The sequence below is a fragment of the Nonomuraea sp. PA05 genome (assembly GCF_008086045.1).
Taxonomy (GTDB): domain Bacteria; phylum Actinomycetota; class Actinomycetes; order Streptosporangiales; family Streptosporangiaceae; genus Nonomuraea; species Nonomuraea monospora.
The window spans coordinates 15,284-38,472 of the sequence record NZ_VSEY01000042.1 but is presented as its reverse complement, the minus strand read 5'-3'; the positions used below and the strand labels follow the sequence as shown (position 1 = coordinate 38,472).

At 67.7% G+C, this 23,189-nt stretch carries 18 protein-coding genes and 1 pseudogene; 9 read left to right on the top strand and 10 right to left on the bottom strand.

Features of this window, described 5'->3' with window-relative positions:
* Nucleotides 1-1,290 carry a tyrosine-type recombinase/integrase gene (locus FXF51_RS46655; RefSeq protein ID WP_148441255.1) on the bottom strand — a complete coding sequence of 430 codons (1,290 nt, stop codon included), beginning with the start codon at nt 1,288-1,290 and terminating at the stop codon, nt 1-3.
* Nucleotides 1,291-1,524: 234 nt separating this feature from the next.
* On the opposite strand from FXF51_RS46655, the gene FXF51_RS46650 reads away from it, so the two are divergent.
* From FXF51_RS46650 to FXF51_RS46640, 3 genes are all read left to right on the top strand, one after another.
* Nucleotides 1,525-3,192 (top strand): restriction endonuclease, encoded by a 1,668-nt coding sequence (locus FXF51_RS46650; protein WP_222871783.1) that lies wholly within the window; start codon nt 1,525-1,527, stop codon nt 3,190-3,192.
* A gap of 317 nt (nt 3,193-3,509) precedes the next feature.
* Complete coding sequence (locus FXF51_RS46645) at nt 3,510-5,015, top strand: TnsA endonuclease N-terminal domain-containing protein (RefSeq protein ID WP_187414958.1); 1,506 nt, start codon at nt 3,510-3,512, stop codon at nt 5,013-5,015.
* Between the two features lie 480 nt (nt 5,016-5,495).
* Complete coding sequence (locus FXF51_RS46640) at nt 5,496-5,708, top strand: hypothetical protein (RefSeq protein ID WP_148441253.1); 213 nt, start codon at nt 5,496-5,498, stop codon at nt 5,706-5,708.
* A gap of 139 nt (nt 5,709-5,847) precedes the next feature.
* Here FXF51_RS46640 and FXF51_RS46635 read toward each other — a convergent pair whose 3' ends face one another.
* Nucleotides 5,848-6,504: a GntR family transcriptional regulator gene (locus FXF51_RS46635; RefSeq protein ID WP_222871782.1), complete on the bottom strand. Its 657-nt coding sequence runs from the start codon at nt 6,502-6,504 to the stop codon at nt 5,848-5,850.
* Between the two features lie 196 nt (nt 6,505-6,700).
* On the opposite strand from FXF51_RS46635, the gene FXF51_RS46630 reads away from it, so the two are divergent.
* The 4 genes from FXF51_RS46630 (at nt 6,701) to FXF51_RS46615 (ending at nt 10,660) form a co-directional block, all read left to right on the top strand.
* On the top strand, nt 6,701-8,047 hold the full coding sequence (locus tag FXF51_RS46630; RefSeq protein ID WP_148441251.1) for an MFS transporter: 1,347 nt from the start codon (nt 6,701-6,703) through the stop codon (nt 8,045-8,047).
* Between the two features lie 77 nt (nt 8,048-8,124).
* Complete coding sequence (locus FXF51_RS46625) at nt 8,125-8,892, top strand: transketolase (RefSeq protein WP_222871781.1); 768 nt, start codon at nt 8,125-8,127, stop codon at nt 8,890-8,892.
* Entirely contained in the window at nt 8,889-9,881 is a 993-nt protein-coding gene (locus FXF51_RS46620; protein WP_148441249.1) for a transketolase family protein, read from the top strand. The genes FXF51_RS46625 and FXF51_RS46620 overlap by 4 nt, the downstream gene beginning before the upstream one ends.
* 17 nt (nt 9,882-9,898) lie before the next feature.
* Nucleotides 9,899-10,660 (top strand): SDR family NAD(P)-dependent oxidoreductase, encoded by a 762-nt coding sequence (locus tag FXF51_RS46615; protein ID WP_148441248.1) that lies wholly within the window; start codon nt 9,899-9,901, stop codon nt 10,658-10,660.
* A gap of 102 nt (nt 10,661-10,762) precedes the next feature.
* Here FXF51_RS46615 and FXF51_RS63970 read toward each other — a convergent pair whose 3' ends face one another.
* The 4 genes and pseudogenes from FXF51_RS63970 to FXF51_RS46600 form a co-directional block, all read right to left on the bottom strand.
* Nucleotides 10,763-10,888: a TetR-like C-terminal domain-containing protein gene (locus tag FXF51_RS63970; RefSeq protein ID WP_222871787.1), complete on the bottom strand. Its 126-nt coding sequence runs from the start codon at nt 10,886-10,888 to the stop codon at nt 10,763-10,765.
* Nucleotides 10,889-11,012: 124 nt separating this feature from the next.
* Nucleotides 11,013-11,078 (bottom strand): annotated as a pseudogene (locus tag FXF51_RS63965) (TetR family transcriptional regulator); the annotation flags it as partial.
* Nucleotides 11,079-11,250: 172 nt separating this feature from the next.
* Complete coding sequence (locus tag FXF51_RS46605; RefSeq protein ID WP_148441247.1) at nt 11,251-11,610, bottom strand: cupin domain-containing protein; 360 nt, start codon at nt 11,608-11,610, stop codon at nt 11,251-11,253.
* A complete protein-coding gene (locus FXF51_RS46600; RefSeq protein WP_148441246.1) occupies nt 11,610-11,999 on the bottom strand; it encodes a hypothetical protein in 390 nt (129 codons plus the stop codon). The genes FXF51_RS46605 and FXF51_RS46600 overlap by 1 nt, the downstream gene beginning before the upstream one ends.
* Before the next feature lie 675 nt (nt 12,000-12,674).
* Here FXF51_RS46600 and FXF51_RS46595 point away from each other — a divergent pair.
* On the top strand, nt 12,675-13,679 hold the full coding sequence (locus FXF51_RS46595; protein ID WP_262380292.1) for a hypothetical protein: 1,005 nt from the start codon (nt 12,675-12,677) through the stop codon (nt 13,677-13,679).
* 315 nt (nt 13,680-13,994) lie between these two features.
* Here the strand turns inward: FXF51_RS46595 and FXF51_RS46590 are convergent, their stop codons facing one another.
* Both FXF51_RS46590 and FXF51_RS46585 read right to left on the bottom strand, forming a co-directional pair.
* Nucleotides 13,995-14,480 (bottom strand): hypothetical protein, encoded by a 486-nt coding sequence (locus FXF51_RS46590; protein WP_148441245.1) that lies wholly within the window; start codon nt 14,478-14,480, stop codon nt 13,995-13,997.
* A gap of 32 nt (nt 14,481-14,512) precedes the next feature.
* Nucleotides 14,513-18,430, bottom strand: coding sequence for an ALF repeat-containing protein (locus tag FXF51_RS46585; RefSeq protein ID WP_187414957.1), 3,918 nt, complete (start codon nt 18,428-18,430; stop codon nt 14,513-14,515).
* 271 nt (nt 18,431-18,701) lie between these two features.
* Between FXF51_RS46585 and FXF51_RS46580 the strand changes: the two genes are divergently transcribed.
* A complete protein-coding gene (locus FXF51_RS46580) occupies nt 18,702-21,284 on the top strand; it encodes an FG-GAP-like repeat-containing protein (RefSeq protein ID WP_148441243.1) in 2,583 nt (860 codons plus the stop codon).
* 196 nt (nt 21,285-21,480) lie between these two features.
* Here FXF51_RS46580 and FXF51_RS46575 read toward each other — a convergent pair whose 3' ends face one another.
* Both FXF51_RS46575 and FXF51_RS46570 read right to left on the bottom strand, forming a co-directional pair.
* On the bottom strand, nt 21,481-21,909 hold the full coding sequence (locus FXF51_RS46575) for an MFS transporter (RefSeq protein ID WP_262380291.1): 429 nt from the start codon (nt 21,907-21,909) through the stop codon (nt 21,481-21,483).
* Nucleotides 21,910-22,100: 191 nt separating this feature from the next.
* Nucleotides 22,101-23,033: a LysR family transcriptional regulator gene (locus FXF51_RS46570; RefSeq protein WP_148441242.1), complete on the bottom strand. Its 933-nt coding sequence runs from the start codon at nt 23,031-23,033 to the stop codon at nt 22,101-22,103.
* Nucleotides 23,034-23,189: the final 156 nt, after the last annotated feature.

Below are 23,189 nucleotides of genomic sequence, written 5' to 3'. Positions count from 1 at the left end.
TCACGTCTGGGGCAACCGGATTCTTCGGACTTTTCTGGCGGTCGTGCGCGCCGTCGTCAGCACCAGCCGGGCCGTTGCCTCCGCCGCCTCGTGGTACAGCTCCGGCAGCACGGACGTGTAGGTGTCCGCGGTCAGCACGATGCTGGCGTGCCCGAGTTGCCCCTGAACGGTACGCAGATCCACTTGCGCAGCCAGCGCGGTTGAGGCGGCTCCATGACGGAGGTCGTGGAGCCGCACCGGTGGGAGTCTGCTGGCCAGCACAAGCTGCCTGAACCTTTGCGTCAAGTAGTCCGGTGCTATGGGTCGGCCGTCACCCCGGACGAACACATACCCGTCGGCGTTCCACTCCGAGCCGCAGCGCTGTTGCTGTTCGGCCTGACGTCGTTCGTGTTCGAGCAGTAGCCGAACCGTCTCACCGTCCAGGGCTACGGTGCGCTGGCTGGCCGCGCTCTTGGGCGGCACGACCCGAATCTGACCGCCGTGCTGGATCAACTGCTGGGCCACGGTCAACTCGGCGGCCTCCAGATTGACCTCCACCCAGCGCAGTCCAGCCAGTTCCCCGCGACGCAGCCCGCGCAACGCCGCCAACCACCACAGTGCGAACAAGGCATCACCGTGAACGAACGCGAGGAACGCTCTCAGTTGCTGCGTGGTCCACACGGCCACTGCCGGCCGTTGTCCGTCGGCCTGCCAGGCCGCTACCCGACGTTGTGACCACACCACGGCATGAGGACGTCGTGGTCGCGGCAACCGCAGGTGGCGGGCAGGGTTGCTGGTCAGCAGCCCTTCACGGACCGCCGCGTTCAGGGCCGCCCGCAGCGTCGCGTGAATTCGTTGCAACGTCGACGGCGACAACGGCCGCCCATACCGGTTACGGCGCCGGGCCAGCGCACTGAACAGCTGGCGCACATTCCGGCTCGACAGCTCCGCCAGCCGCACGCGCCCCAGGCCGGGGACGAGATGGAGCCGGACGTGGTCGGCATACCCCTGCCGTGTCCGCGGGCGGATCGATTGATCGCTGCCGAGCCAGGCCCGAAGCCACTGCGCCACGGTGCAGGTGGCGCCAACCGCTCCTTCTCGATCAGCCGCAATCAGCTGTTCGCCTGCCTGCTCGGCTTCCTCTGCGCTGGCGAAACCGCCCTTGCGCACCCGCTCACGCCGTCCGCTTGCGCCGACCACCTGGACCGCGAAGTACCACGACCCATGCCGGGGCTCGGCCAATCGCAGACAAGACCGTTCCGCTCCCTGGCACCCGCAGCGGCGGTAGACGATCAGCGCGTTCCCACCCATCGTGCATCACCTTCTTTAAGGAAACGGGGCGAAGTGCTTCTTTGACGTCGACGTCAGTGATGGATACAGCCAGCGCCGACGCCTCGTTCTATTAGCGGCTGGCCCTGCCTCAAAGATTCTCCTCAAACACCAGTCTCCCCGCTATGACGAGACCGCTTTATCGGCATGCCCGAAAAGTGAATTAAGTTTATCCACTTCAAACTGTCGTAGGGCTTCGCTACGTTACTTACGGAGGTGCTGAACAAGATCAGCAAGCTCGGAGGGGACATGGCCAAGAAGCGCGGCATATGGGCCGAACTGCAGCGTGAGCGAGCACGTCAGCAGCGATTGGAGCAGCAGGCCCGCCGAACAGCAGCTCAGGCAGCGGCCAGAGCAGAACGTGAACAGGTGCGTGCTCAGCGTGCCGCCGCGCAGCGTGCCGCTGTGAACGAGCGTGAGCGCAAACGTCTATATGTCGAGTCCCGCAAGTCCGAGGCCGCCGAATCGACGGCCGACCTTCAGTCCGTCGTCGAGGAACTAGACTCCGTGCTCGTCACAGGCGTCAGACGGCGGCCAGAGCTCACCTTTGCCTCCCTCAAACGCACCGTTCAGCCGACCACCTTCGACCCTGCGGGTCTGGATGCCCCTCCGCCTGGCAAGCCGCACTGGGCTTCGTTCGCTCCCCGCCCACCCGGCGTGTTCGGCCGGCTCTTCAACGCCGCACGATACGAGCGCGCGGAAGCCGAAGCCCGGCAGAGATACCAGGGCGAAGTGACGCGTTACGAGGCAGCTGTCGCCGAGCGCCAGAAACAGCTGGAGAAGCGGCGGCGCTCCTACCAGCAGTGGGTGGTTAGCCAGCGCAAGGAAGCAGAGGACTATAACGCCCAGGTCGACGACTTCGAGCGAAGGGCACGAGCCGGCGACTCCGACGCTGTGGCGCAATTCTTCACCCTGGTCCTCGACGCCTCACCGTACCCGGAGACGTTTCCGCACCAGACACGAGTGATCTACCGCCCAGAAGCCAAAGAACTTGTTGTCGAGTATGAACTCCCCTCCCAGGACGTGATTCCCACTACCCGGGGATACCGCTACGTCCAGTCACGCGATGAGCTCGACGCCCTGCCCCGCCCTCCCAAGGAGATCAAAGACCGGTACGGCAACCTCATCGCCCAGGTCTCCCTGCGCACGCTGCACGACGTCTTCAGCTCCGTCCTCGCCAGCCTCGTCGACACTGCCACCTTCAACGGCCACGCGTCGACGAAGGACCGGGCGACGGGCCAACCTATCCGGCCCTGCCTCATCAGCGTCACCGCGACCAGGGACGTGTTCTCCACGTTCGTGCTGACCGACCTCGACCCCGTCCACTGCCTCAAGCAAAAACTCAACGCCCTGGTATCACCGCACCCGTACGAACTGGAAGCGGTACGTCCAGTCGTCGACTTTGAAGCTCTCCTGGCCCAGTACAAGTTCGTCGAAGGCATCGACGCCGTCGCCGGACTCGACAGCCGCCCCGACCTGCTGGCCATGACCCCCACGGAGTTCGAGCACCTGACCCGCCAACTCTTCGAAGCCATGGGAATGAAGAGCTGGGTCACCCAGCCCTCCCGCGACGACGGCGTGGACGCCGTCGCCGTCAACGAAGACCCAGTATTCGGCGGTGTATGCATTATCCAAGCCAAGCGAACCAAGAGCACCGTCGGCATCGAACCAGTCCGCGCCCTGGCCGGCGTCATGGAGGACAAGCACGCCACCAAAGGCATCCTCGTAACCACCTCCTGGGTCGGCAAGGACAGCCGTGACTTCGCCTCCCGCCACGGACGCATCCAGCTCATCGAGTGCGAGGAACTCGTCTACCTGTGCAAGGAGCATCTGGGGCTCGACGTTCTCATCAGCTTGCCGAAGCGCCCGCCACACCGCCGATGAACCCGTCGCTCTTGTGCCGGCCCGATGGCGCTCAGGCCGGCGAGCCACAGCCTCATGTGCCGGACGGTCCACTATCAAGACGACAGCTCGTCACCAACCTTCCAAGCACTTGATTCCAAACCGCGAGATCAGCCAATCTCATAGTTCACGATGGTATGGAGCACGCTTTGCCTGAAGCGGCAGACCACAGCTCAATAACACGACCACCCGCCACAGCTGTACTGCCCCCACGGCACGGAGCCCGATGGGAACGGCAGGAAATCAACACGCTCCTCGCCGAGCTACGAGCAGGGATCCCCCTTGCAGACATTGCGAACTTGCACGGACGCACCATCAGTACCCTTCAGGTACGCCTGGCCGAAATGATTCCTCCCAGCGAAGGTGTGGATCCCCTCGACGCATACACCTGGCATCGAGCACATATCGATCGCGTCCTGAACATCTGGCAGACCATCACGGGCACCAGCCTGGACGCCGAGCGGCAGGCAGAGTTTCATACCCGACCGGAGATCGCCGACCTGCTTAGGTACTCGAAGGGCGATCTCGATCGGGCAGGCCGCGCATTACTGGAACACACTGGCCGCCTACTGTTGACGCCGTGGGTGGTGGAATGCTCCTGGCCTGGGCTGGGACTGGTTGACTTGAGCTGGCAGGCGCTCCGCTCGGCCGATGAAGATACCCATATCCACGCTCGAGAGTTGCCGGCAGCAGCGATCAGCGGCGTCAGCAACTCCCGTCGTCGAGACGTCCTCGCCCGTAGACTCGGCTTGTACGACTATCAGCCGCAGTCTCTGGAGACCGTCGGTGCAGCACATGAGGTGAGCAAAGAGCGAGCACGTCAGCTTCAGGAGAAGGCCCTGCAGCGGCTGCGGGCCGAGCACCGGATGCCATGGGCGATCGATCATGTCCGAAGCCTCGTCCACCGGTCGTTGGAACAGGCCGGCGAGTCCTCGGTTGATTCCGCTGAAGCTCTGCTCACCATCTCCGAGATTGCACTACCGAACGCCGATCCGCGCCTGGCCGTCCGGTTCATGGCCGCAGTCGCCAAGTACAGCTTGCAGGAAGGCAAGCAATTCGCTGCGCAGACCACCAGCATCCTCGCCCGGCGGCGTGAGAGGGAGCGGCAGCACCTTCGGCAGACGGGTGCGGCAAGGCGTGCCACCGAACGCTGTACCAGGCTGCTCGCCGCGGTTGTGTGGCCTTCCACCAGAGGCAGCCTTCCGGACGCACGACAGGTACGGGCACGTCGCTCAATCCGTGAACGGGAACACAGCGGCCTATGGGACTCCCTTAAGCTGGGCCGCAAGGTCGCCTACGAGTCAATTGCTGAACTGCGAGTGATTCAAACCTTTGATCTAGCCGATCAAATCGCCTGGTATTGCGAACAACCTGTGGCCATCCCTTACCAGTTCGGCAGCGAGAAACACACCTACTATCCCGATCTCCTGGCCGTGACAAAGGACCAACGGTGCTTTCTCGTTGAGGTCAAACCACATGTTGAAATGGCCACGTCCATCAACCGTGTCAAGGCTGCAGCCATGTTTGCGTACTGCGCCGAGCGCGGATGGGGCCACATCGTGACAGACGGTGCTCGCCATATGCGACAATTGGCCGATCTGACGGTCGATCCGACGACGGTGGAACTGCTGCTCAGCGCCCTGAAGAAACGAGACCTGTACTGGTCAGACATTTTGCACTTGAGGAATGAAAAGCCGCTGACGAGCATCGAGATCGCGGCCATCGTCCTTCAACAAGGTTGGAACTTCCAGCTTCGCCCGTACCGCATCTCGACGAACTGTGCCGTATCGAAACCGGCCGCATAGGGCTAAACCAGCATTTTTTGGAGCGCCCTGTAGCTCGATGCTGATCGTTGATGGCTCCTCAAGGGCACAGGTCATAGGCGAGACCAGTAATCAGACTGACAGATTCAATGGTCAAGGGATGCTATCCACGCTGTGGTTGCTCGCTGGTTGCTCATCGGCACCTGAAACGACATAACACCGATCGGCATTTCTGAGCATTTCGAGCAAGGACAACCGATGACACCGTGACACAATAAGACACGATCCGATAGTGGGCGACATTGAGAACTGCGACTTTTAATCCGTAGGTTCCGGGTTCGAGCCCCGGGCGCCCTACCACTCCAGACCCCATTTGACCTGCATTTTCTCGGCGCTCGGCCGTCTTCCGCGAGGCGAAGATGGCCAATTTCATGCTCGTCCGCACGTCATCGGCCTGCACTCGATCCAGGTGTTCGTGCTCACGGTGCTGCTTCTCACCGCCCTCGCGGCCGGATCGGGTTCTTGCGCCATGAACGCGTACGCGCCCAGCTCACCGGAGTCGTCATCCTGGGCTACAGCGCGGTGTTCACCATCACCGCCTGGCAGGCACTGCGCGGCCAGTCGCTGATCCAGCCCGACGCGGCCACCTGGGTCGCGCTCGCGGCGACGGCCGTCATGACCGCGCCGCCGATGGCCCTGGCCGTCGCGACGACTCATCGCAAGGAGCGAGCTTGATCTGCAGACCTGTGCGTCGAGGACGTGGGGTAACGGATTTCCGGCTCCTTCCAAGGACGGGCCGGCCGGAGTTGGGTGCAGACGGCGAGGATCAGCCAGGTCCAGCACACCCTCCGTCCGCTGATGATCTCTTGCTGGATCACACGCCGGCGTAGAGTTTGGCGGCGGCGGCCATGTGGTCTTCGACCACCTGGACCGCGGCGGCCACGTCACCCCGCTCGATCGCCTCCAGGATGGGCGCGTGCCGGTCATGAGACATGATCTCCGGTAGCTGAGCGGCGTCGTGGCTCATGATCGCGACCCGGATGCGCCCTTCCAGGTGTTTCCACGACTCCACCAGCATGGGATTGTCGGCGAGTTCACACAGCAGCAGATGGAAACCCAGGTCGGCAGCGACGCGCTCGGGAAGGCCGGCGTGGTCGGCGGAGAGCCGGGACAGGGCCGAGCGGAGCGTCCGGACGGCGGCGTCGCGGTTCGGAGAGTTGATGACGGTCGCCACCGCGAGCCCTTCAAGGGCGGCCCGCACCTGGTAGAGGCCCCGGATCTCCTTGGCAGTCAGGGTGTTGACCCGGAGCATGCCGCGATGGCCTGGGGTGACGAGGCCTTCCTGTTGCAGGTGGCGCAGGGCCTCGCGGACGGTGCCCCGGCTGATGCCCAGACGGGCGGCGAGTTCGACCTCTCCGAGGTGGTCACCGGGCCGGTACTGGCCGGAGGTGATCGCCGACCGCAGGGCCTGGAGCGCGCGTTCGCGCAGGGTGCTGCGGTCGAGACTGGGGAGAGGTTCGACGCTGGTCACGCACGCTCCTTCGGTCGCTGACGTGCCCATCGTAATGCGGGGCCGCGCGAGTGGCGACTGTTAACAGTTCAATCGATCCTCCCTTGACAGGAGGCCATGCTGGTGTCCACAGTCATACAACCGACTGTTAACAGTTGGCAGTTAGCCGACGTGAGGACGGGCCATGACCCTCCCCACCCACCCCCTGGAGCACTCCATGGCTGACACGCATCTCCATCCACGGCATCCGATCGACGGCACGCCGGAGAAGAAGAAGGTCGCCGTCGGCACCTCGATCGGCGCCACGATCGAGACCTACGACTTCATCGGCTTCGGCACCGCCGCCGCCCTGTACTTCAACGACGTCTTCTTCCCGGCGAGCGATCCACTGTCGGGAACGCTGCTCTCGTTCGCGACTCTGGGCATCGGGTTCGCAGTGCGGCCGCTCGGCGGGATCATCGGTGGCTACCTCGGTGACAAGATCGGGCGCAAACCCGTGCTGGTCGGCTCGTTGCTGCTGATGGGCGTCGCGACGGTGCTCATCGGGGTGCTGCCGACGTACCAGCAGGTGGGGATCTGGGCGGGGGTCCTCCTGGTCGCCGTGCGGGTGGTGCAGGGGCTGGCCTTCGGCGCCGAGTGGGGCGGCGCGATCCTGATGTGCTTCGAGCACGCGCCCTGGCGGCGACGCGGCCTGTACACCGGCATCACCCAGGCTGGCTTCCCGGTCGGTCTGCTGCTGGCCAACCTGGCCTTCCTGATCAGCGTCCCGCTCGGCGAGCAGTGGGCCTGGCGAGTGCCGTTCCTGCTCAGCGTGGTGCTGATCGTGGTCGGCATCGTCATCCGGCTCAAGATCGAGGAGTCGCCGGAGTTCGAGGAGCTGAAGGAAGGCGGCGAGATCGTCAAGAACCCGCTGCTGCAGGTGCTGCGGGACGACTGGCGCAACGTGCTGCGCGCCTTCTGCCTGCGCATCACCGAGACCGCCGGCTACGCCGTCACGGTGACCTTCATGCTGTCCTACCTGACGAGCGAGAAGCTGGCCGACAGGTCCGTCACCCTGGCCGGGCTGATGCTGGCGGCCGGGATCGGCATCGCCGCCACCACGCTCTGGGGCGCGCTGACCGACAAGATCGGGCGCCGGCCGGTGTACCTGCTGGGCACCGCGATCACGCTGGTCTGGGGCGTTCCGATGTTCCTGATGGTCAACACGGGCGCGGCGGCGTGGATCGTGGTGGCGTTCGTCATCAGCTACGCGGTCTGCCAGAACTCGCTGGCCGGGGTGCAGGGAGCGTGGTTCTCGGAGCTGTTCGCGGCCAGGACCCGCACGAGCGGGGCGTCGCTGGCCTACCAGCTCTCCGCGGTCGTCTCCGGGTTCACGCCGTTGCTGGCCACGGCCCTGTACGCGTCGTTCGGCTGGATCGGCCCCGCCGCGCTGGTCAGCGCGTACGGGCTGCTGGGTTTGTTCGCCACGCTGGTGACTCGGGAGACCTGGGGCCCGGACGAGCGCGCGAGGGTGGCGGCGCTGGAGCTCGCGACGAACACCGAAGAAGGGAGGACGGCGCGGTGACCTCATCGTCCACCGTCACTACAGAGGAGCAGCGGCTGCGTGCAGCCGCTCACCGGATCCGCCGGTACGCGCTTCAGATGGCCGAGGTGCAAGGGCAGGGCTACATCGGCCAGGCCCTGGGCGTCGCGGACGTCCTCGCCGTCGTCTACGGCAGCCAGCTGCGGCACCGCCCGGACGACCCTCGCCGGCCGGAACGGGACCGGTTCCTGCTGTCGATCGGCCACTACGCCATCGCCCTGTACGCCGCACTGGCCGAAGCCGGGGTCATTCCCGTGGAGGAGCTGCGGACGTACGGCAGCGACGACTCTCGGCTGCCCATGTCGGCCATGGCCTCCTACACGCCCGGCGTGGAGATCTCCGGCGGCTCGCTCGGGCACGGGCTGGCGGTGGCCTGCGGCCTGGCGCTCGGGCTGCGGCACACCGGCAACCCGGCTCGCGTGTACAACCTGCTGTCGGACGGCGAGCTGGATGAGGGCTCCACCTGGGAGGCCGCCCTGGCCTGCGCGCATCACGGGCTGGGCAACGTGACGGCGATCGTCGACGTCAACGGGCTGCAGGCGGACGGGGCCACCGCGGGCGTCCTGCGTACCGAGCCGGTGGCCGACAAGTGGCGCGCCTTCGGCTGGCACGCGCTGCGGGTCGACGGCAACGACATAGCCGCGCTGCTGTCCGCGTTCGAGCGGCTGCGGGAGCATCGCGACGCGCCGTCCGTGCTGATCTGCGACACCCGTATCGGACGTGGGGTGCCGCTGCTGGAGAACCGCGACAAGGCGCACTTCATGCGGGTGGAAGAGCACGAATGGCAGATCGCCCGCGATCAGTTGGAGGAGGGCTCGCGCCGATGACCACGACCAAGCGGCTCACCACGTCGGCGATGATCGCATCGATCGCCGACCCCGGTCAGCGCACCACGCCGGCCCCCTTCGGGCACGCGCTGGCCCGCCTGGCCGAGCAGCGGCCGGAGATCGTCGGCCTGTCCGCCGATCTCGCGAAATATACGGACATGCATGTCTTCCGGGACGCCCACCCGGGACGGTTCTTCCAGATGGGCATGGCCGAGCAGGCGATGCTCGGCGCCGCCGCCGGGCTGGCCGAGGCCGGGCTGGTGCCGTTCGCCTCGACCTACTCGGTGTTCGCCACCCGCCGCGCCTACGACTTTCTCTGCCTGGACATCGCCGAACCCCGCCTCAACGTCAACGTCGTCGGCGCCCTGCCCGGCCTCACCACCGGCTACGGGCCCAGCCATCAGGCCACCGAAGACCTGGCCATCCTGCGTGGCTGCCCCAACCTGACGATCGTCGACCCGTGCGATGCCGTGGACATCGAACAGGCCGTCCCCGCCCTCGCCGCCACCTCCGGCCCCACCTACCTACGGCTCCTGCGCGGCGCCGTGCCCAGGATCCTGGACGAGTACGACTACCGCTTCGAGCTGGGCAAGGCCGCCGAGTTGCGTACCGGGCGGGACGTCGTCCTCATCTCGACCGGGCTGATGACCATGCGCGCGCTGCAGGCCGCCGCCCGGCTGGAGGCCGACCGCATCGACGCGGCCGTCCTGCACGTGCCGACCATCAAGCCCCTCGACACCGAGGCCATCCTGCGCGCGGCGCGTCCCGACCGGCTCGTCGTCACGCTGGAGAACCACAGCGTGATCGGCGGGCTCGCCGAATCCGTCGCCGCCACCTTGGCCTACGCGGGTGCGGGCACCCGCATCGTCCCCATCGGCCTGCCCGACGAGTTTCTGGCCGCCGGCGCCTTGCCCACCCTGCATGACAGGTACGGGCTCTCGACCGGCGCCGTCATCACCACCATCCGGGCCGAACTGGCCCGCTCCTGACCCTCGGGGGAACCTTCATGCCCATCACCGATCGGACCGCCATCGTCACCGGCGCGGGCTCCACGCGCGGCATCGGCCGCGCCACCGCCCACGCCCTGGCCGCCGCCGGCTGGCACCTCGCCGTCCTCGACCTGGACGAAGCCGGCGCCAAGGAGAGCGCTGACCAGGTCGCGCACCGCCACGGCGTCCAGGCGTTCGGCCTGGGCTGCGACGTCACCGACGAGAGCTCCGTCAAGGCCGCGCTGGCCTACCTCGACAGCGCCGCGCCGCCCGCCGGGGCCCTTGTCAACAACGCCGGCATCACCTCACCCGTCCCATTCCTCCAGGTCACGGGGGCGGAATGGGACCGCATCTTCGCCGTCAACGTGCGCGGCGCCTACAACATCACCCGCCGCGTCGCCGCCGGCATGGCCGGGCGCGGCTTCGGGCGGATCGTCTTCCTGTCGTCGGTGTCGGCCGAGCGCGGCGGCGGCGTCTTCGGCGGCGTGGCCTACTCCGCCGCCAAGGCAGCCCAGCTCGGCTTCGCCCGGGCGCTGGCCCGCGAGCTGGGGCCGGCCGGCGTCACGGTCAACGCCGTCGCGCCCGGGCTGATCGACACCGACATCACCGGCGGCGCCCTGGACGAGGAGCACAGGGCGCGGCTCCTGGAGGCGATCCCGGCGGGACGCACCGGCCGGGTGGAGGACGTCGCCGATCTCATCGCCTACCTGTGCAGGGAGGAGTCCGGCTACATCACCGGAGCCACCTACGACGTCAACGGCGGCTCCCACATCCACTGATGACGGCTTCCCACCTCCCCGCGCGCGAACCCGCAACAGCGGCCCCCCGCACTTCTCCCGTCATGGGCGACGGGTTCTCCTCGACACCGCCAACAGCGGGCCTCATCCTCGGGACACGGCGCGGCTCAGGACAACGCCGAGCGCCTCGCGGCGCGGCAGTAGGAACGACGCGTGGACGCGTTCGCCGAACGCGGGGTCGATCTGCGCCTCGGCTATGAGAGCGCGCAGGCCGGCGGGCCGGCGCGAGACCGGCGCCCAGGAAGGCCCGCAGGTCGGCGGCGTAGCGACCCGTGTCGGGGATCGGGATGAACAGGCCGGCCTTGATGGCCATCGCGTCCATCAGCACGTCGGCCTTGGACGGCCACCAGCGGTAGATGGTCTGTTTGCCGGTGCCGGAGCGGGCCGCGATGCCCTCGATCGTCAGGCTGCGGTCAGGATCGCGAGCCGGCTCTCCTCGCTGCGCTTCCTGCGCGGGCGGTCACGTTCAGACGCGACAAGCCGGACCGGAAGTCCAGCGCACCGAGACTTCGTGTCGCACCACTCAGGAGAAGCCGTACCCATCGCCTTTCGGCTTGGGCCGTATGTGCCGGTCAGACTGGGATGAACAGTGCCTCGTACGGTGGGTCGCCGACGCCGGTCGTGACGTGCCCCATTCCCGTGGTGTCTGCGGCAAGCACCAGGTCGCCAGGGCCGAAGCGGCGCCGGCTGCCGTCGCTGACCGTTACCTCGATCATCCCGCGCAGCATCACCACCCACTGCTCGCGTGGCGCCGGATGTGAGGTGCTGTCGAACGCGGCGCTGCGCAAGAACTGCGCGCCGCCGCCGGACTGCATCATGCCGACTGCCATGGCGGGCACCCCATCGGCGACATGCCGGTGTTCGAGCGCGATCTGGCCGTCCTCGAACGCCGATCCGCCGTCCTCAGTGCGGGCAATTCTGGTGTAGCGCATCAGCTCACCCCGATGAACTGGTGGTCAGTGCGGAGCCGACCATCGCCGTCCAGAGCGAGGATGTCCAGGCCGCCGCCGACGGCCTGCCCCGTGCTGGTCGATACCATTGACCAGCGGACGCCGAGCACGTTGGGCAGCAACACGAACGTCTCATAGGCACGGGCTACCCTGGCGTTCAAGGCGTCGTGCCCGCGGGCCTCCAGCGGCGGCACCGGGAACGCGAGGGCAACCGCGGCGTCGTGGATTTCCTGGGGCGGGTTGACCAGTACCTGGGTTCCGTCGGCGGCCCACAGCGTACGGATGAGCGCGCTCCGCCTGTCCGGATCGGACTCGTTCCACTGGGCGACATAACGGTCAGCCCATAGCTTCACATCGAGTTGGTTGTTCATGCGCTGCAGCATGCAGCCCCGGCCTGCGGTGCCGCGATTCCCTCCAGGGAATAGCGTCGCCGGTGGCATCCGATAAGAATCGAAATGCTGGCGAGTTCGGCGGCATAGCTGGGGAGTTGTCGACCGCTCATCAATGAGATGGTGGGCCTCATGGTCGAGCCGAACGCCCCATCAGGCCAGGATCGCGCGCCGGGCGTACCAGACCTACGGCAAGGGCAACAACTCCAAGGGCAAGCTCAACATGGGCAACTGCATCGCCTACGCCCTCGACCAGCCCCTGCTCTTTCAAAGACGAGGACTTCCCGCACACTGACATCACCCCCGCGCAGCCTTGACGGTCCAGCAGCCCTCGCCAAGGTGATCACAGGGATTCCCGCAGGAGTATCGTGTGCTCCTGTGACTCGGCCCCCTGACGATCCAGCCGGCGATCGGCATCCTCGACGTGCTGCTGCCCGACCCGTCATCGGCCGGAGCCGAGGGGACCGGCGCGTTCGGACGCTGGATCGAGTGAGAGCGTGAGCGAGTACCAGTACTACGAGTTCCTGGCCATCGACCGGCCGCTCACCGACCAGCAGCAGGCCGAGGTGCGCCCTGTCCACCCGGGCCCACATCACCGCAAGCAGCTTCACCAACGAGTACCACTGGGGCGACTTCCACGGAGACCCGTCCCGCCTGATGGAGCGTTACTACGACGCCCACCTGTATCTGGCCAACTGGGGCACCCACCGCATCATGCTGCGCCTGCCCAAGGCCGTGCTCGACCCCAAGCAAGCCGAACGCTACCGCGTCGGCGAGCAGGTCAGCACCTGGACCAGCGGCGGCCACCTCATCCTCGACTTCACCAGCGAGGCGGAGGAGGAGTCCTGGGAAGACGACGTCGAACGCTCCCTGTCGGCGATCGTCGGCATCCGCGCCGAACTGGCCGCCGGTGACCTGCGGCCGCTCTATCTTGCCTGGCTGTCGGCGTACGGGAGCTGGGAGCGTGACGAGGACGCCTTCGACTACGAGGAGGAGGACGAACTCGAGCCGCCCATCCCACCCGGATTAGGCTCGCTCAGCGCACCACAACGGGCCCTGGCCGACTTTCTGCGCCTGGACGACGACCTGCTCGCGGCAGCCGCCGAGGCCAGCGCTCCGGTGCAACCCGTACAGCACGATCAAAAGGCCCTGGCCGCCTGGATCGGCGCTCTGTCCGCCAAGCGCAAGGACGCGCTGCCTTTGCGGGTGATCGAGGAAGACGGCGCGAAGGTTCGGTGGGAACTGCTGCGCGAGTTCGGCGGTGGCATCACCGGCCAGGAGGTGGAGACAGGGCGGACGGTCGCCGAGCTGCTGGACGCCGCCGCCGCCCGCCGTCACAGCCGCGAGCAGCAGGAGGCGGCCCGGCGCGCCGAAGAGCAGGCCCGCAGGGAGCAAGAGAAGCGGCAGGCCAGGGAACTGCGCCTGAACCGGCTCGCCCAGAACCTCGACGCCGCGTGGGACGTGGTGGAAGCCTCCATCGACACCAAGAAGCCCCGCGAATACGACCAGGCCGTCGAACTCCTCCGCGACCTGCGCGCCCTGGCCATCCGCGACGATCACACCCCCACCTTCACCCAGCGCCTCACCCGTCTGCGCGAACGGCACCAGGGCAAGCCCAGTTTCATCAAGCGGCTCAACGACGCGGGCCTCACAGCCGAGTAACCGGCGATTCCAGGTCTGCGAGTCAGCGATCCGAGCCACCGAGACCACGGATGGATCACGTGTTCCGGTCGGCCAACGCATGGATGCGTAGGGTCAAGGGATGCCCATCCGCCGCGTGGTTGCTCGTCGGCACCTGATACGGCACAACACCACCCGAACACCAGTCGCCCGCTGTCCCAGAAACGCCCGGCCCGACCAGACGACGAACCCCGGCGCTGGCGACGAATCGTGTTCCTGAGCCCCGCAGGGTCGCCGACTGGATCTGACCGTTCCCGGCCGCAGCCCTTGTGGCTGTGCGGCACGCGGATGTCTCGTTCAGGTTCCCCAGCGCAATTCGGGCTGGCCGACCCGTTGCCGGAGATCTTCCACCGCCTCGTCCGGTGTGGACCCACCGCCGACCCGCCCCGCGTGATCAGCGAAGAACCGACTGCGCTGTTCGGGCGTCCAGGAGGCGTGGGGGGTGGCTGTTTCTTCGGGATCCATGAGCACGGCGATCCACTCGCCGGGAACTGACCCATCCGAATGGCGGGCCCCCAGAACCGTCACCCATGGCCGGGGACCCGTGTCGCTCTTCTCGAACTCCTCGATGACGTAGCGCGCACCCAAATGAGCGCGGAGGCGACCGATGATCTCGTCCCGCCGATCGTGCATCCAGGCCGGAGTCGCCTGCGGCCAGTATGCGGCGGATGGCACGAAGACGGTGTGAGGCTTGACGCCCCAGGCGCAGTCGAAAGTGAAGCTGGCACCCTGTTCGCGGTAGACGACCCGCTCTTTCCATTCTTCGCTGATCGCAAATTCCACCGAAACAGGGTACCAGCACGGTCTTCTGTCGACTATCGCTCGAAGATCACTTCCTCCGTCCGCGTAGTCGCGTCGACGATGGTTATTCTGATTATTTTGGTGACGTTGGGATTGGCCTTGAGCGCGGGGAACTCCGTCGTCTCCCAGACGTTGCCCGGGCGCAGGCTTGTCCCGTGCACCACCCTGACCACGCCGGAGGCGTTTCGCGCGTAATTCAGGGAGACCTGGGTCCACGCATCATTGACCTGGTCCTCGATGGCGTCCCATGGCACCTCCCAAGGGTCCCACTCCGTCTTTTTCGGAATTTGCGCCTGTGGAATCCCACGGCTGTCCATGAGCATTTCGAGCGAGGTGCCGCCCTTCGCCTTCGCAATCTCAGCGACGAGATCGGGTCCGGCATTCACATACTTGTCGGGTGCTATCTGCGTGCGGCCGGACCAGAAGAAGGCGGTGTCCCTGACCGTGGGGTAGTCGCTGGCAAGCATCGCCCGGACGTGCGCGAGTACCAGCTTTTGCTCGGTCTGGAGCAGGCCTCTACGGATCTCCGATATCGCGCTCGTGCCCGTCTTGGAAGCCGCGAAGGCCCTCTTGAGTGCCCGGAACCCACTGCTGAGCAGTTTTCCGATCCCATATCCGGCCAGCGATTCAAGAGCGATCGTGCCGACGTTGAGCAGCGTCTTGGCCAGCGATTGGTCGCCCTGGACGAAACGATATACTTCAACACCTACCGTGGCGATGGTAAGTGCTGCTCCGCAGACCAGTGTGACCTGACAGCCGACAATGGCCGGCATCCACCCCACTTCGAACATCGTGAGCGCGTACCTGAGCGCCTCGAAGGTGAGGTTGTATTCCTGTATCGCTTCGAAGCCGGGAGCCGATGTGGAGGCAATGCAGTTCTCGTAGGACTGGCTGTCCTGCGGATAGATGTCACAGAAGGCGGAGTTGAGGTATACCCTTGTGGCCAGCTCCTCCGGGTCCCCGAGGACATTGTAGATGCAGTCGCGATAGAACTGGCCCTCTTCTAAGCCGTATGCATCCTCCAGCCGAGCATAGTCATCCCGGTTGTACTCGAAGTCGCATTTGGCGATTTCTGCGCCGGCGGCGTACTCGTAATCCTTGGAAACCGCATCGGCCGCCCTGGCGGCAGCGTCGGCACTCTGACCGGCGTTGATGGCCGAATCGTAGGCAAGGCGTGCTGCTCGGGTGGCGCTGTTGGCGGCGTCGACGGCCATCGCGTGGGAGGCGATCGCCCAGGTGGCCGACCGGAGGGCGCTGTGGGCGGAGGTTCTGGCCTTCGTGGCCGCCCCGACGGCGGTCTTGACCGCAGCCGCGGCCTTCTCCACCGAGGCAGCGGCTTGGTCGGCGTGCACCCTGGCCTGCTGGGCGTGGCCGGCGGCCCGCTGCGCCGAGTCGATCGCCTGCTCAGCGTAGGATGCGGCCAACGCGGCGTCGTCGCGGGCGCGGGCGGCTACGGCCTGCGCTTCCAGAGCGCTCTCCACGGCCGACTCGGCGGCCTGGCTGATCTTTGTCAGCAGGCCGGCGACCACAGCGAGGTGAACCGCGGTTTCGTGGTCCCGCTCGGCCGCGGTGAACCGTCCGGTGCTGAGGAACTGCCGCAGACCCGGAGCGGGTCCCTCCAAGGCTATCTGCGCTGCCGCCTTCACCTCCGGCCCGCTGTCCGGGCTGGCCAGGATCTGGTTGACCCGCACCCGCTCACCGATGACCGCCGCGGTGTACTGGCCGGTGTCGAGGAAGTCTCGCAACGCCTGCGGCGTGTCGGCATCAAGGGCTTGCTCGGCTCGCTGCGCCAGCACGGCATCGCCGGCCGTCTTGGCCGCGGCCAGGATCTGGTTGACCTTCAGCCGGTCCGCCGTGTACCGGCCGGGATAGCTCTGCGTACGCAGGAAGGTCGCAACCGTCTGGTCGCTGCCGGCCAGGGCGTTCATGGCCGCCGTCTCCAGGGCGGCGTTGTCGGTCACCGACAGCTTGGTCACTGCGATGCGGTTGTCCTGCGCCTCAGCGCGGGCGAGGCCGGCGCGCACGAACTCCAGCACGAGATCGTCGGCGCCGCCCAGTGCGCCCAGCGCCGCCTGCTTGGTCCAGGCGCTCTGGCCGCCGGCCAGATTGAGCGCGACCTTGCGAGCGGCCGCGACCGCGGCCGCTCGCTCGGTGGCCGGGTCGAGGACCACCGCGATGAGCCTGTTGGTCTCGGCGTCGCGTTTGGCGGCCTGGTCGACATCCCAGTCGGCGGCCCGCTGCTGCCTCTCATACGCGACGTTGGCTGTCCGGGCGGTCTCCAACCCCTCGTCCCGGGCCACCGCCAGGCGTTCGGCGTCGGCGACACGCGCCGCTTCGTAGACCGCGGCTGCCTGGGTCGCGGTGTCCAGCGCCTGCTGCGCGGCCGTGGTGGCCAGGTTGGCGTATTCGGTGGCCCGTTCCGCCGCCTTGGCGGCGTCGCCCGCGTGCTCGGCGGCTTCGAGGGCCGCGGCGGCCGCGGCCCGGGCGTTGGCTGCCGCCCTGATGGCGGCGTCTCGCGCCTTGATCGCGGCATCGATGGCCGTCTGGAGGTACGTCTGTGCCGCCCGTGCCGCCCGCGCGGCCCGCTCGGCGTTGGCCCGTGCCCTTGCCGCCGCGGCGACCGCCTCCTGGGCGTTCGCGCCGGCCGCGTTGGCGTACCGTACAGCCTCGTCATTGGCAGCCGCTGCCGCCAGAGCATTCTCAGCCGCAGCCGTAGCCGCTGTGACCGCGTGGGAGTTGGCCCTGACCGCCGTGAGCGCCAAGTTGACCAGCTCGGCGAACTCGTCCGTCTCCCGGGCGATCCTTTGGGCTGCCTGCGCCGCTTGCCGTGCGTTCTCCGCAAAAGTGGCATCGACGGCCGCGGCTGCGGCATGCTGATAAGCCTCGGAAGCCTTCTGGTTGGCCTTCGACGCCATCTGCGCGGCGCGTGCCGCCGCGGTGGCTGCGGCACGCGCCGCCCGGTTCGCCGCAGCCGCAGCCTGAACGGCCACCTGCGCCGCCTCAGCCGCCTGCTCCGCCGCCCTGGCCGCCCGCTTGGCCTGCGCCTTCGCCTCAGCCATGTTGTCGCGTGCGTCCGCGGTCGCGGCAGCGGCCTCCGCCGCCGACCGGCGCGCCGCGGCTGCGGAGTCCCTGGCGCGATCGGCCTCGCTCGTGGCGTTGGCGGTCTCCTGCTCCGCCAGCGCCTTGGCCTCCTTCGCCTGGCCCAGCAGGTCTTCTAGGGTCGCGGTCTCCTCGTCCCGCGCCGAGGCCACGGCCCAGCCGTAGGAGAGGAACGCCTCCAGTGCCTCCGGCGCGCCTGCGTCCAGTGCCTTCTGGCCCGCGGCGCGGACTTGCGGGCCACCTGTGGCTATGGCTTGGTTGATCCGCAGCCGCTGGTCGGTGTTCCACTGCGCCTGCCAGCCGGACTCCAGGAAGTTCCGCATCTCCTCGGCGGTCCCGGAGTCCAGTACGGCCTGCGCCGCCTGCTTGACCTGATCGCCGCCGGAGGCCATCAGCTGGTTCACCGACACCCGGGTGTCGATGTCCGACGGGCCCTGCCAACCGCTCTTCAGGAACGTGGGGATCGCGTTCTGGTCACCTGCGACGTCCGCGTCCAGGGCGGCCTGCGCCTTCGCGCGCAGGGCGGGACCACCGTTACTGATGACCCGCGCAAGATTCTCCCGCTGATCGAGACGCTGGGCCTGGGCCCATCCGCCATCCAGGAACGCGCTGACCTGAGCGTCCGAACCCAGCAACGCGGCCTCGGCAGCTAATCGGACCTGCGGACCGCCCTCCTGCCAGGCCGACACCACGAGGGGGCGATCAGCGGGAACCGTCCCCTGGGCATACGCCGGCGGCGCGTACAGCAGGCTGGCGAGCACAGCCAGGACGGTGCATGTCGCGATCACCGCCTGCCACCGTATGGGTATCCGCGCACACACATTCAGCTGCACCGCAGCCTCCATCACCACTCAAGGGTTTCGCATACGGGAAGCGCTGACGAGGCGAATCCGGTTCACCCGCCATTCAGCACAGCGGAGTGTCACACGATGCTCGAATGCCGGGCAATCCCAGACATGATCGGACATACCACCGGCATACCGGGCTTCTCTAGCCTCGTTCCATATCCGCAGAGGCGCGAGCAACGTGCACGGGTCGTGAACCCTTCAAGCGTCAGCAGGCCTATCGGAACTTCCGCACAGGCAACATCGGAGGTTTGTGGTCATGAAGTCATTCCCACGCTGGGTGACGCTGGGCGTCGCCACAGCGATGGCAGCGTCCTTATCGGTGGCTGCCTGGCCGGCGGCGGCCGGCGCGTCTGCGATCTCGCTTCCGTCACTGGTGGACAACGGCGTCTATCCCTACCCTGGTGCGGCGGAGATCCTGGAGGCGCAGAACGTCAGACTGATCTCCGGCGACGGCCACATCCTGCTGGCCGACTGCGCCACGCCGGTGCAGGGTGACATCGGCCTGCTGAAGATCCGAACCACCGACGAGGCCATCGGCGCCGACGGCATCGGCCGTGTCTGCTTCCGGGTAGCCGCCAACTCCGGCGTACTGAACCTCGAAGTTCCCGGCGTGTACGAGATCCGCGGGGACGGCCTACGCGAGGGCACCGGCCACCAAGTGACCGCCAAACTACGCAACGACGACGGCGAAAGCCTCACCGTCAACGTAGACCCTGACGGCTACACCCAAGTCGGCGAGGGCACCGACCCGACCGCCTCCCCCACCATGCTGCTGCAGCTGCGCGCCGGCACCGGCCCCGCGCCCGGCACCGGAGCACAGGCGGCAGTCGGCAAACTCGCCGGCGACGGCCGCGAGTGCACCGCGACGCTGGTCGCGCCGAGCTGGGTGCTGGGCGCCGCGAGCTGCCTGGCCCCCGACCCGAACCAACCGCAGCTCGCCGAAGGCGCGCCGGCCGGCGCGACCTATGTCACGTTCCCCGGAAAGGCCGGCATCAAGGCCGACTGGCTGAGCCCGCGCCCCGGCCGCGACGTGGTCCTGGCCCGGCTGGCCACCCCGGTCGAAGGGATCACCCCGATCCCGCTGGCCACCACCGCCCCCACCGGTGTCGAACTGTCCACGGTCGGCTACAGCCGCGCCGGGGTGACCGCCGCCGATTGGACCAACGACCAGCAGCGCACCGCGCAGGTCACGTTCACGGCCGCGACCGCCACGACGCTGACCACCGCGACCGGCCCGCTCGTGTGCAGCGGGATGGCCGGTGCACCCGTACTCAACGGCGGCAAGCTCGCCGCCGTGCTCAGCCAGGCCGGCCAGGCCGGATGCCCCGACCCCGCCGGGAGCGACAGCTCCCTCACCGCCGCCCGCGCTGACGATCTGACGACCTGGGTCAACTCCATCACCACCGCCGCGGCGGACCACACCTGGACCCTGGCCGACCTGCCCGCCACGGCCACGTCGGGCACCGCGGTCGGCACCGTCGCCGACAGCGCCTTCACCGGAACAGGCCTCCCGCTGACCGCCACCGCCGGCGCGACCTGGAAGACCGGCGACACCTACAGCCCGGCCATCACGTTCGACCGCACCACCGGAACGCTCGCGGCCGGCGGCCCCGCCGTCGCCACCGACGCCGACTTCAGCCTCAGCGCCTGGGCCAAACCCACCATCCAGGGCACTAACTCCGCCCCCTCCACCGCCGGTGGCACCGTACTTTCCCAGGACGGCGTCAACACCGCCGGCTTCAAGCTCTGGATCCAGAACGGGGCCTGGCACTTCGCCATGAGCCAGTCGGACGTGGCCAGTCCCGTCTGGGACACCGTCGTCGCGCCCGCGGGCAGCGCTGCGCTGGGTGTCTGGTCGCAGGTCACCGTGACCTACAAAGCCGCCTCCGGCCTGGTGATCCTCTGGGTCAACGGCCAGAACGTCGCCAGTGTCCGGCACACAACGAAGTGGAAGGCCACCGGCGCGCTGCGCGTAGGCGCGCACAAGACCGGCGCCGCGAGCCTCGGCGGCTACTTCAGCGGTGTGCTGTCCACGGTCCGGACCTGGAACAGGGTCTCGCTGACGCCCGCCAAGAACAACCACGACTTCGACGGAGACGGCCGCAACGATCTCATTCTCACCGACAGCGCCGGTGACCTGTGGATGTATCCGAACCAGAGCAGTTCGGGAGAGAACACGGTCAGCGTCAGCAACCGGGTCAAGATCGGCAGCGGTTGGGGCATGGGATGGGTCGTCACCGACTGGGACGGGGACGGCCTGGCCGACCTCCTCAGGTCTGGCTCCGACGGCGTTCTGTGGATGTATCCCAACAAGGGCGGATATCTGACCACCAGTAGCAGAGATGATGTCGGCTCCGGCTGGGAGAAATACACCTTCACCGCGGGCAACGCCAACAGCAACCCGCACGCCGACCTGTTCGCCATCCACAACGCCAACGGCACGCTGTTCCACTACCCGGACGGGGCAGCGGGTGCCACCAGGATCCAGATCGGCAACAGCGGCTGGACCGGCTACCGCACCTTCCCCTTCGATTTCAACGGCGACAACCGCACCGACATCATGGCCATCGACCGCAACGGTGACCTCTGGTTCTATCCCAACACGAGCCAGAGCGGCATCACCCTCGGCGCCCGCACCCACGCCGGCAGCGGCTGGACCAACTACAAGGTCGCGGCCATGGATCTGAGCGGTGACGGCAAGACCGACCTGGTCGCCGTCAGCGGGGACCGCGATCTGTGGGTCTATCCCGGACTGGGTAACGGTCGTTTCGGCACCCGGTACCAGCCGCGCTCCGGTGGGGTCATCGTCCCTGAATGGGTCGTCACCGCCGTCGGCTGACGTGTGGTGGGCTGGACGCAGGAGTTCAGCCCACTGGTCGTGATCGTCGCACCGGCCATGCCGTCTTCCCGCCGCACGGGACAGCATGGCCGGCCGCTGCGTCGCCGCCCCGGCCGAGCAGTTCACGCGACAGACGATATGCGGCGGGCGCGACGGCGAGCACGGCAAGGGCGACGGGCACGTTGATGAAGAAGGCTCAGCGCCAGAAGAGCAGGTCGGTGAGTACACCGCCGAGCACGGCTCCGGCGATGAACCCGGCGGACATGAGGGCGCCGTTGAAACCGAGGGCCTTCTGCCGCAGCGGCCCTTCGGGGAAGGAGGTGGTGAGCAGGGCGAGCCCGGCGGGTGTGGCGGCGGCGGTGGCGAGTCCCTGGGCGACGCGGGCGATGATGAGGGTGAAGCCGGCGGCGGACAGGGCGAAGGCGGTGGCGATCCACTGCAGGTTCGCCAGGGAGAAGCCGAGGCCGTCGCCGATGACGGGCAGAGCCACGTTGAGGATCGAGAAGTCGACGGCCAGCATGAACTGGGCGACCAGCAGCACGGCCAGGACGACCTTGAGCCGGCCGGTCAGACGTCGCGGCGGCGCCTCGTGCGCCAGGGATGACAGCGATGCGGTGGTGGACATGACGGCGTGGTTCCCTTCGAGGTGGCCGCCGCTGTGCTCAGCGATGACTCGCAGGACGCCACACACCCATCAGGGGTCATGTGGAGGGCTGCGCCTGACCACCGCTCCGGCTCGCCCGCTCGTGGCCTCGGCCTCCTGCGGTGGTCGCCTCAGAAGTCTGCCGACGGCCGAAGGTCGCGAACAGTCACGGATCAGGGAACGACCGGTGAACCCGGCTCACCGTCCACGCCGCCGGGTGGGCGGCCGGCCACCTGGCGGACGAGTTCGCTGAACTCGCGGACGGTGGCGCTCTCGCGAGCGGCCGGCCACAGCAGCCCGTACTCGATCGCCGGGGCGTCGTGCACCGGGACGAAGGCGGTGCCGGGATAGGCGTGGTAGCGGGCGGCTCGCAGGTTGGAGGGCGAGACGCCTCTGCCCGAGCTGATCAGGGGCAGGATCTCGGACCAATAGGTGGCAACCGGTCCAGGGGGTATCGGGCGTCCGGCCGGGGTCCTGGACGGGTAGTGATACTCCAGCCAGTAGTCCGGCACCGCACCGCCGATGGAGATCACTGGCTCGGCGGCGTAGTCCTCCAGCGAGACCGAGGCGCGCCCGGTGAAGGGGTGGGCGGCCGGGACGATGAGCACGCGCGGCTCCCGGAACACCACCGGCCCGACGGTGATGTCGGGCTCGTCGATCGGGAGCTCCGTGAGCTGCAGGTCGAGCTGCCCGGCACGCATGGGGCCGAGCGGATCGTGGAGCTGGATCTCGGTGATGTTCACCTCGTGACCGGGGTTGCGGCCGAGGAACAGGTCGGCGGCCGCGATGAGGGTCTCGGCGCACCACGGAGCGGAGAACCCGACGCGTAAGGTGCCGGCGACGCCGCGCGCGGCGGCCCTGGCCTCCGCGATGGCGCGCTGGATCTGCTGGTAGCCGGGCAGCAGTCCGTCACGCAGTCGCTGCCCGACGGGGGTCAGCACCACGCGACGGCTGGTGCGCTCGAACAACGGCGCGCCGATGCCGCGCTCCAGTTTCTTGACGATCTGGCTGACGCGGCCCTGCGCCAGGCCCAGCCGTTCGGCCGTACGACGGAAGTGCAGCTCCTCGGACAGTGCCAAGAAGGTCTCGATCTCGTGCCGCTCCATCCCGCCACCCTGTATCGATGAGTTTCGCTCACCGATTCCGCTACAGATCGGTCTTGTTCCGGACGTGCGCGGCCCCGGATTGTGGACATGCCCGAAACGCCATGTGGTGTCCCGGTCGTACGGCGCCGCCGTGCCCGGCGACGGCGGATCGGGCTG

What these genes read in the sequence shown, in the direction of transcription:
- FXF51_RS46655 (WP_148441255.1), bottom strand. Translation starts at nt 1,290, where the DNA reads ATGGGTGGGAACGCGCTGATCGTCTACCGCCGCTGCGGGTGCCAGGGA.
- FXF51_RS46630 (WP_148441251.1), top strand. Translation starts at nt 6,701, where the DNA reads ATGGCTGACACGCATCTCCATCCACGGCATCCGATCGACGGCACGCCG.
- FXF51_RS46625 (WP_222871781.1), top strand. Translation starts at nt 8,125, where the DNA reads ATGGCCGAGGTGCAAGGGCAGGGCTACATCGGCCAGGCCCTGGGCGTC.
- FXF51_RS46620 (WP_148441249.1), top strand. Translation starts at nt 8,889, where the DNA reads ATGACCACGACCAAGCGGCTCACCACGTCGGCGATGATCGCATCGATC.
- FXF51_RS46615 (WP_148441248.1), top strand. Translation starts at nt 9,899, where the DNA reads ATGCCCATCACCGATCGGACCGCCATCGTCACCGGCGCGGGCTCCACG.
- FXF51_RS46605 (WP_148441247.1), bottom strand. Translation starts at nt 11,610, where the DNA reads ATGCGCTACACCAGAATTGCCCGCACTGAGGACGGCGGATCGGCGTTC.
- FXF51_RS46600 (WP_148441246.1), bottom strand. Translation starts at nt 11,999, where the DNA reads ATGAACAACCAACTCGATGTGAAGCTATGGGCTGACCGTTATGTCGCC.
- FXF51_RS46595 (WP_262380292.1), top strand. Translation starts at nt 12,675, where the DNA reads ATGGAGCGTTACTACGACGCCCACCTGTATCTGGCCAACTGGGGCACC.
- FXF51_RS46580 (WP_148441243.1), top strand. Translation starts at nt 18,702, where the DNA reads ATGAAGTCATTCCCACGCTGGGTGACGCTGGGCGTCGCCACAGCGATG.
- FXF51_RS46575 (WP_262380291.1), bottom strand. Translation starts at nt 21,909, where the DNA reads ATGTCCACCACCGCATCGCTGTCATCCCTGGCGCACGAGGCGCCGCCG.
- FXF51_RS46570 (WP_148441242.1), bottom strand. Translation starts at nt 23,033, where the DNA reads ATGGAGCGGCACGAGATCGAGACCTTCTTGGCACTGTCCGAGGAGCTG.